The sequence below is a fragment of the Cerasibacillus terrae genome (genome assembly GCF_008039555.1).
Taxonomy (GTDB): domain Bacteria; phylum Bacillota; class Bacilli; order Bacillales; family Amphibacillaceae; genus Cerasibacillus; species Cerasibacillus terrae.
The window spans coordinates 183,121-191,099 of record NZ_VDUW01000006.1 but is presented as its reverse complement, the minus strand read 5'-3'; the positions used below and the strand labels follow the sequence as shown (position 1 = coordinate 191,099).

The 7,979-nt window shown below is 36.8% G+C and carries 5 protein-coding genes and 1 tRNA gene; 5 read left to right on the top strand and 1 reads right to left on the bottom strand.

Annotation, left to right across the window (positions count from 1 at the left end; genetic code table 11):
* Positions 1 to 131: 131 nt before the first annotated feature.
* On the top strand, positions 132 to 233 hold the full coding sequence (locus FHP05_RS10455; protein ID WP_147668007.1) for a YjcZ family sporulation protein: 102 nt from the start codon (positions 132 to 134) through the stop codon (positions 231 to 233).
* 614 nt (positions 234 to 847) lie between these two features.
* Here the strand turns inward: FHP05_RS10455 and FHP05_RS10450 are convergent.
* On the bottom strand, positions 848 to 2,908 hold the full coding sequence (locus FHP05_RS10450) for a catalase (protein WP_147668005.1): 2,061 nt from the start codon (positions 2,906 to 2,908) through the stop codon (positions 848 to 850).
* A 129-nt stretch (positions 2,909 to 3,037) separates the two neighbouring features.
* On the opposite strand from FHP05_RS10450, the gene FHP05_RS10445 reads away from it, so the two are divergent.
* The 4 genes from FHP05_RS10445 (at position 3,038) to FHP05_RS10425 (ending at position 7,818) form a co-directional block, all read left to right on the top strand.
* A tRNA-Val gene (locus FHP05_RS10445) sits at positions 3,038 to 3,110 on the top strand.
* Positions 3,111 to 3,337: 227 nt separating this feature from the next.
* Positions 3,338 to 3,550: a hypothetical protein gene (locus FHP05_RS10440; protein ID WP_147668003.1), complete on the top strand. Its 213-nt coding sequence runs from the start codon at positions 3,338 to 3,340 to the stop codon at positions 3,548 to 3,550.
* A gap of 730 nt (positions 3,551 to 4,280) precedes the next feature.
* Entirely contained in the window at positions 4,281 to 6,011 is a 1,731-nt protein-coding gene (locus FHP05_RS10430) for an ABC transporter ATP-binding protein (RefSeq protein WP_147668001.1), read from the top strand.
* Positions 6,001 to 7,818, top strand: coding sequence for an ABC transporter ATP-binding protein (locus FHP05_RS10425; RefSeq protein WP_147667999.1), 1,818 nt, complete (start codon positions 6,001 to 6,003; stop codon positions 7,816 to 7,818). Before FHP05_RS10430 ends, FHP05_RS10425 begins: the two co-directional genes overlap by 11 nt.
* Positions 7,819 to 7,979 lie beyond the last annotated feature (161 nt).

Sequence of the window (7,979 nt, the reverse complement as noted above, 5' to 3'; positions counted from 1 at the left end):
AACATGTTAGAATCTTCCGAAATAAATACCCGAACATAAATATCACAAATAATCTTTATTAAGTGTTTGAGTAAATGTGAGAAAACAAGAGAAAATGAAAGATATTTAAAGTATATAGAGGGAGGATATATATGTCTGACTATGGTGGATACGGACACAGAGGCGGATTTGCGCTTATCGTCGTTTTGTTTGTTCTTCTTATTATAGTAGGCGTTAGTTTTGTGAATTACTAGAAATGGCTTCCCACCGCTCCATATAACTTTTAAGAGGGAAAGAACAATATCAATACCTCCACTTTTTCATAAAACATGTGAATATTATGGAAAACCTTTAAGGGTTGTAAATCGATATAGTAAACGTTATCGTGAAGTTATTAAAGATGTTACACCTAGAGGTATTTACCTTCACCAATAACTCTGGATTATACATCCCATTCTTTTTATCGTATTGTTAGCATCTCTACTCTTATAAGAAAAATAATCATCCCACTCCACCCTTAGTTTAAAAGTTCCCTTTCTCATTGAACTATCTCCTGAATAATGAACGCCTATAAAAAAGTACACCCTAGAGATTAGAGCAATATCTAATTTCTGGGGTGTTTTTATGGATATAGGAAGGTTTCATCTCATTTAAAAATATTCCACATAATAGGACATGGTGGTAATGGCGTTGACATTGCACTTATCTTTATCCCTTGTTTGCAATGGTTCAAAGCCAGCAACTACGAATGTTATTCCCCATGGTCAGTAGCGATTATTTCAATGAATGTAAAACCCATTTTGAATTATTGTATTAATAAAGAAAGAACATTTTTCTTAAAATACTCTTTCCACCTAATTATTTCATCTTATTTTCTATCCCAAAAACGTTGTTGTGCGATTGCAGAGACAAAATCCTTTCCGAAATCTGGATTATTTTTGGCAAAAACGACACCAGCTAATTTATTTTTATCTGATGTTTGAATATAAGACTGTCCAGTCGAGGCAACCCCAATTGGCTTATAGTGTTGATATGCTACACGTACATATTCAATAATATCTTGAATGAATTTTTCTTGACTTTTAGAATGGCCACCAACTACATAAAGCGAGTCAAGTAAATATGGACTTGATGTAAGAAATGTTTCATCAACTTTAATCTTTGTGCCATCAGCAGCTGTGACAATACCAAGCGTTTCACTTATGATGACAACAAAAACCCCGTATTGATTTAATATGTTGAGTACATTCGTTACCTCTTTACCATTAAAACCATTCCCAATCAGTACACCTACTTTTTGTGTATATGCATAACTAGGTGTATTGTACTGACTTAGAGAAGGATAACTTGTAGAAATAGGTACATGAGATCCACTTGGGTGATCGACACCGATATTATCAGCAATGATGCAGGCCATTTCCCTATCCACATTAACCAACAAATTGACGTTTTGCTGGCGTACAGATTCGCTTTTTACTTTTCCGAGTTGATAGCTAAGAGCTTCAATGGTATGCCGCTTCCCAACAGGTGTCATACTATTCCAAAAGATTCTCGGTTGCGTAAAATAATCCGTAAACGATTCGCTACGGTTACGTGTGACATATCCTTCCACTTTTTTTGGATAATGCTCATAACCACCTTTTTCCGGAGGTGTCGTATATGGTGTGTTATTTGCTAGCGAATTTTCATGATAGTTTACATGATCAACATCGATTCGATACCTCATATAGCCTTGCCGTTGGTTATTATGAAACGGGCAAATTGATCGATTGATTGGTAAATCCTGAAAATTCCCACTACCAAGCCGATGGTATTGTGCACTTTGATAAGCAATTAACCTTCCCTGTAGGACGGGATCATTGGAAAAATCAATTCCCGGAACGACATTTGCCGGATTAAATGCTACTTGTTCTAATTCTGCAAAGGCATTGTCAACGTTTCTATTTAATGTCATCTTACCGATAAGGTGAACAGGGACAATTTCTTCCGGCCAAAACTTTGTAGGATCGAGAACATCAAAATCGTATTTGAATTCGTCCTCCATTGGAATCAGTTGGACACCTAATTCATATTCAGGATAAGCCCCACGGTCAATCGCCTCTCTGAGATCACGCCGGTGGAAGTCCGGATCGATTCCTCCGATTTTCTGTGCTTCATCCTGAAGAAGGGAATGGACACCGAGGACAGGCTTCCAAACAAATCTTACAAAGGTTGGTACCTCTTGTTCGTTGACAAATAGGTAGGTATTAATCGACCAAGATTCCATCATTCTATAATTTTTTATAATGCCTCGATCAGACATAATCCATAGCACCATATGAAGCGCTTCGGGGTTATTGGCTACATAATCCCAGAAATTGTCATGTGCGCCAGAAGCTGTTGGCATATCCGTACGCGGCTCAGATTGGAACGCATGCATTGCATCCGGAAACTTCATCGCATCCACATTAATTAATACAGGCATTGCAATCGTAGTTAGATCGTAATTTCCTTCTTCTGTATAAAACTTCGTGCCCCAGCAACGTAAGTCTCTTGCCGTATCCTTAGAGCCTCTGTCCCCTTGAGCGGTAGAAAACCGGACAAATACAGAAGTCTTTTTTCCAGCTTCCTGCAAAAATCCGGCTTTTGTAAACTGTTTCATCGACTGATAACATTCGAATTCCCCATGGGCTCCGTAACCTCTTGCATGAACCACTCTTGGCGGTATCCTTTCACGGACAAAATGTGTCATTTTTTCAAAATAGTGCCAGTCTTGACGTAATGAAGGACCGCGTTCACCAGCTTTTAATTGGTCCTCATCATCTGATATTTTTCTACCTTGATTGGTTGTCATTGGTTTACCAGTATTTTGTACGCGGAACTGATCCAGTTGTTCATTTTTCAAATTTTTTTCAACAGGCTTTTGGTTTCTTGATGACTTATCATCCATGTAATTATTCACCCTTATGTTAGAAAATTTAATACCATTTATATACTATTCAATTTTTCTAGACTTAGAACTTTTAACTTGACACTTTGTAAAATCATGGATATAATAATAACTGTTGAAATTACATACGATTCCGTAGCTCAGCTGGGAGAGCGCTACCTTGACAGGGTAGAGGTCGTTGGTTCGAGCCCAATCGGAATCACTATGTAACAGAGGTCTGTATCCCTTGTGGATATAGACCTTTATTTTTACTATAATAATAAGACTATTTTTCCAATATTCGTTTCCCCTTTGATCAAGTCAAGTAAATACATCGAAAGATTTAAGTTGTTCCCCACTTTAGAAACCCCTCCTCACCCCACATTCCACCTCAATACATAATTCTTTAATGGTTGAATAATGAAAGTATCAACGACTAGAATGATAATAATGCATACAATCGTCCATGCGAATACAGTATCTGTATTAATATTAACCCTAGCAAGTGCGATTGAATATCCCATTCCAGAACTTGCTCCTAGTAATTCTGCCATGATTGTAATTCGTACAGCAGATCCAATTGCTAAGGAGAGTGCAGAAATAACAGGTACATATTCAGATTGGAAATTTGCTTTTTATAGTACATGTGTGAAGAGTCATTGAAAGGTTATGAGAAATAGCTATTCACAGGCAACCTATAACATATATGAAAAAAACCGTATCCCCTGGAAGTAAAGAAATACAAGCTTTTTTTGATTAAGACAAAATGGACATTCTAATTTTTTGTAAAAATTCCCCAGCTATTCCGCTATTCCTAGTTGACTCTTGTGACATTCTCTATAATCCACACATAACCTATTTTAAAAACATTATCAAGAAGGGGTTATATGACCAACCATCACAACCCCTGCTCTGAAGGGCACTACCCCTATATCATTCAACCTGATGATACATTACAATTTATTGCGAATCGGCTTGAGGTTGTTCTGTCAAGAGTCATTGCAGCGAATCCGGGTATCGACCCCTATAATCTAAGAATAGGGCAAATCATTTGTATCCCAGCATGTCCCCCAAACCACAGGCCATATATTATTCAAGAATGTTTCAAGTCACAATGGAAAGTATATTGGAGGCAAATCCAAGTATTGATCCAAATTTTCTACGAGTTGCTGTATTCCCACAACTTGTGCTCCAATGCGTGATTGCCAATAGCCTTAGCGAATGCGTATTTCCCACATCAATATGCCTACATTAATAATGAAGATGTGGGCATATTCATCCCTCTATTATTTTCTGATTATTTCCACTTTCGAAGTATATCTATGGAATCCTCCTCTTCCATCGCTTATAATAGAATGAATATTATATTTATACATAAAAATGGAGGTTTCTTGTGCGAAATACTATTTCCTTTTTAAAACCATATAAATTATCCATGATTATTGCTTTTAGTTTAATGGTATTTGAATTAATTGTGGAACTATTACTTCCCTTCTTTCTTGGGAAAATGATCAATTCAGGAATTATGCAAAAAGATATAGAGACTGTCATTATGTGGGGATCCATCATGCTTGGAATGGCATTCCTTTCCTTTATAGCCGGAATCATAAATTCCTTTTATGCATCTCACACAAGTTTTGGCTTTGCTTATGATATTCGGAAGAAATTATATGAAAAAGTGCAATCCTATTCATTTGCAAACCTACAACGTTTCCCTACATCCGGATTAGTAACCCGATTTACAAATGATGTCAGACAAATTCAAAATACGATTTTTATGGGATTACGAATTATGTCGAAAGCCCCTTTATTAATCGTTGGCGGAGTCATTATGGCGTTTGTTGTAAATGCGAGACTTGCACTTATCTTCTTAGTGACTGTGCCACTCTTAGTTGGCTTTCTTTTATGGGTGTTAAAAATAGCATCCAACCTATTTAATAAGCTACAGCAGCTAGTTGACACGGTAAACCGAGTCATGCAAGAAAATTTAATTGGAATGCGTTTGATTAAAGCATTTTTCAGAAGAAATTTTGAAGAAAAACGTTTCCATCAAGCAAATAAAGCTTTAGCTGACACGACAAGATTCACATTCCGTTTTGTGGAATCATCTATGCCTGTTCTTTTATTCATTATGAATCTTAGTCTTATTTTTATTCTTTGGTTCGGAAATAAACAAGTTCTCGCGGGTTCGACTAATGTTGGGGATGTTGTGGCAATTGTCAACTATGCGATGCGTGTGGCGATGTTCATTTCCATGTTTTCCTTTATCATAATGGCTTTTTCCCGTGCAAAAGCATCTGCTGAACGGCTGGACCAGGTACTTGTAGAGACAGTGGATCTAGTGGATCATCCTGATGCAAGTGAGGAAAACATGATTATGAACGGAAAAATTGAATTTCAAGATGTATCATTTCGCTATCCGATGACAGATGAAAATATCTTAAAACATCTAACCTTTACAATTCACCCTCAGGAAAAATTAGCTGTGTTAGGTGCAACAGGTTCAGGAAAAACATCTTTTTTCCAACTAATTCCTCGTCTTTATAATGTTACAAATGGCGAAATTTTCATGGATGATAAACCAATTTCGGCTTTCACATTAGAGCATTTACGAAACAGTATTGGCTATGTTCCACAAAGTCCTATACTCTTTAGTGGGACATTGGCTGATAATATTGCTTGGGGAAAAAAGAATGCAACGAAAGAAGAAATTATCCAAGCAGCAAAAGATGCGCAAATCCATGATACAATTATAAACTTACCGGATGGATATGAGACACTGGTTGGACAACGAGGTGTTAATTTATCTGGAGGACAAAAACAACGGATTTCGATTGCAAGGGCATTAATCCGAAGACCAAAATTGCTTTTATTTGATGATAGTACGAGTGCCCTTGACTTAGCGACAGAGGCGAAATTATTGGAAAGACTGGATACTTATCATAGTACGATGCTGATGATTACACAGAAAATATCTACAGCTAGAAGTGCAGATCGGATTATGCTTATGGAGCAAGGAGAAATCTTGCAAATTGGGACACATGAAGAGCTGTTGCAACACTCAAAACTCTATCGTGACATTGTCATGTCTCAATACGGAAAGGAGTATGGCCATGCTAATTAAAGAACTCATACGACCTTTTCAATATGAAAAAATAGATTTAACGAGCGCAGAAACACAAAATAAAAAGCGAGCAAAAGATACGCGAGGTACTATTAAACGCATTTGGACATATTTAACAGCCGAAAAAGCAAAACTATTTCTCGTAATCCTGATGGTCCTAATTAGTACAGTTCTCGGCTTACTAGGTCCCTATCTAATTGGTCGAGCCATTGATTTATATATTGTGACGGAAACAAATACCGGGTTAAAATCATTACTCATTTGGCTAGTCTTTATTTACCTCAGTCATTCATTAAGTATTTTCTTACAAAATTTCTGGATGGTTGGAATCGCGCAAAACATTGTCTATCGATTAAGGGAACAAATTTTCCATCAGTTCCATCGACTCCCTATTTCCTATTTCGATAAAAGGCAGCACGGGGAATTAATGAGTCGAGTGACAAATGATATCGATAATGTGAACAATACCTTGAATCAATCCGTCATTCAGATATTCTCTAGTGTCTTAACCCTTGTCGGAACAATTGTTGTTATGTTATCTCTTAGCCCTATATTAACGGTTGTAACAATGACCACTATTCCGATACTAATCCTTGCGATGCGCTGGATTACGAAACGGACTGGACCACTTTACAAAATGCAACAAAAAGACCTAGGGGAATTAAATGGTTTTGTGGAAGAATCTGTTTCAGGTCAACATGTCATTAAAACATACTCGCAAGAAGATCGTGTCATTCAAGGATTTGATGAAAGAAATAAAAAATTACAAAATACAGGATTTTGGGCATTAACGATTGCAGGGTTTATTCCTAAAGTGATGAATATGTTAAATTATGTTAGCTTTAGCCTAATTGCTTTTATCGGTGGGATTCTTTATATTTATGATTTTGGTGTTACAGTTGGAGTAATTGTTATTTTTGCTGAATATGCACGCCAATTTACTCGTCCTTTAAATGAATTATCGAATCAATTTAACATTTTATTATCAGCTGTTGCAGGTGCAGAGCGTGTCTTTTTAGTATTAGATGAAGAACAGGAAGAAAGTGACGAAAATGATGCGACAGATATTACCGAAACCAATGGTCATTTTGTTTTTTGCGATGTTTCTTTTGGCTATGAAAAAGAACTTATTTTACAAGGTATCTCTTTTGAAGCAAAACCTGGAGAATCCGTTGCTTTTGTTGGGCATACAGGTGCTGGAAAATCAACCATTATTAATCTTATTGCTCGATTTTATAATTATGATAAAGGAAATCTCACACTTGATGGGATAGATATGAAACAAATTACCCGTTCTAGTTTACGCTCCCATATGGGATTTGTGTTACAAGATGCAATCCTTTTTCATGATACAATTCGCGAAAACATTCGTTATGGAAAATTAGCAGCAACCGATGAAGAAGTCATTCAAGCTGCCAAAGACGCGAATGCCCATGATTTTATCATGCGCCTGCCAAATGGCTATGATACCGTCCTTGATCAATCAGGTAGTGGAATTAGTCAGGGACAGAAACAATTACTTGCTATTGCACGTGCCTTTATTTCCAAACCCTCGATTCTTGTTTTGGACGAAGCAACAAGTAATATCGACACAATTACAGAGTTAAAAATCCAACAAGCACTGGAACGGTTAATGGAAGGAAGAACAAGTTTTATCATTGCCCACCGTTTAAATACCATTCAACAAGCGGATAAGATTATTCTTCTAGAAAATGGTAAAATCAAAGAACAAGGCAATCATAAAGAATTACTTGCTCAGAAAGGAGATTACTACAATCTCCATCAACAACAAGCACAAGAAGCCTAACAAATGGATGAATGGTGAAAGAAATGATAAACTTTGAAGAGTAGAAAGTTTTGTCATATAAATTTTTTTCAAAAAAATAAGATAAAGTCAGCAGAAGACATACGCGGATACTCCAGCGGGAAGTAAGAGTTAGGCAAGACCCCGCGGTACCTTGCACGAGT

What these genes read in the sequence shown, in the direction of transcription:
- FHP05_RS10440 (WP_147668003.1), top strand. Translation starts at nt 3,338, where the DNA reads ATGCATACAATCGTCCATGCGAATACAGTATCTGTATTAATATTAACC.
- FHP05_RS10455 (WP_147668007.1), top strand. Translation starts at nt 132, where the DNA reads ATGTCTGACTATGGTGGATACGGACACAGAGGCGGATTTGCGCTTATC.
- FHP05_RS10425 (WP_147667999.1), top strand. Translation starts at nt 6,001, where the DNA reads ATGCTAATTAAAGAACTCATACGACCTTTTCAATATGAAAAAATAGAT.
- FHP05_RS10450 (WP_147668005.1), bottom strand. Translation starts at nt 2,908, where the DNA reads ATGGATGATAAGTCATCAAGAAACCAAAAGCCTGTTGAAAAAAATTTG.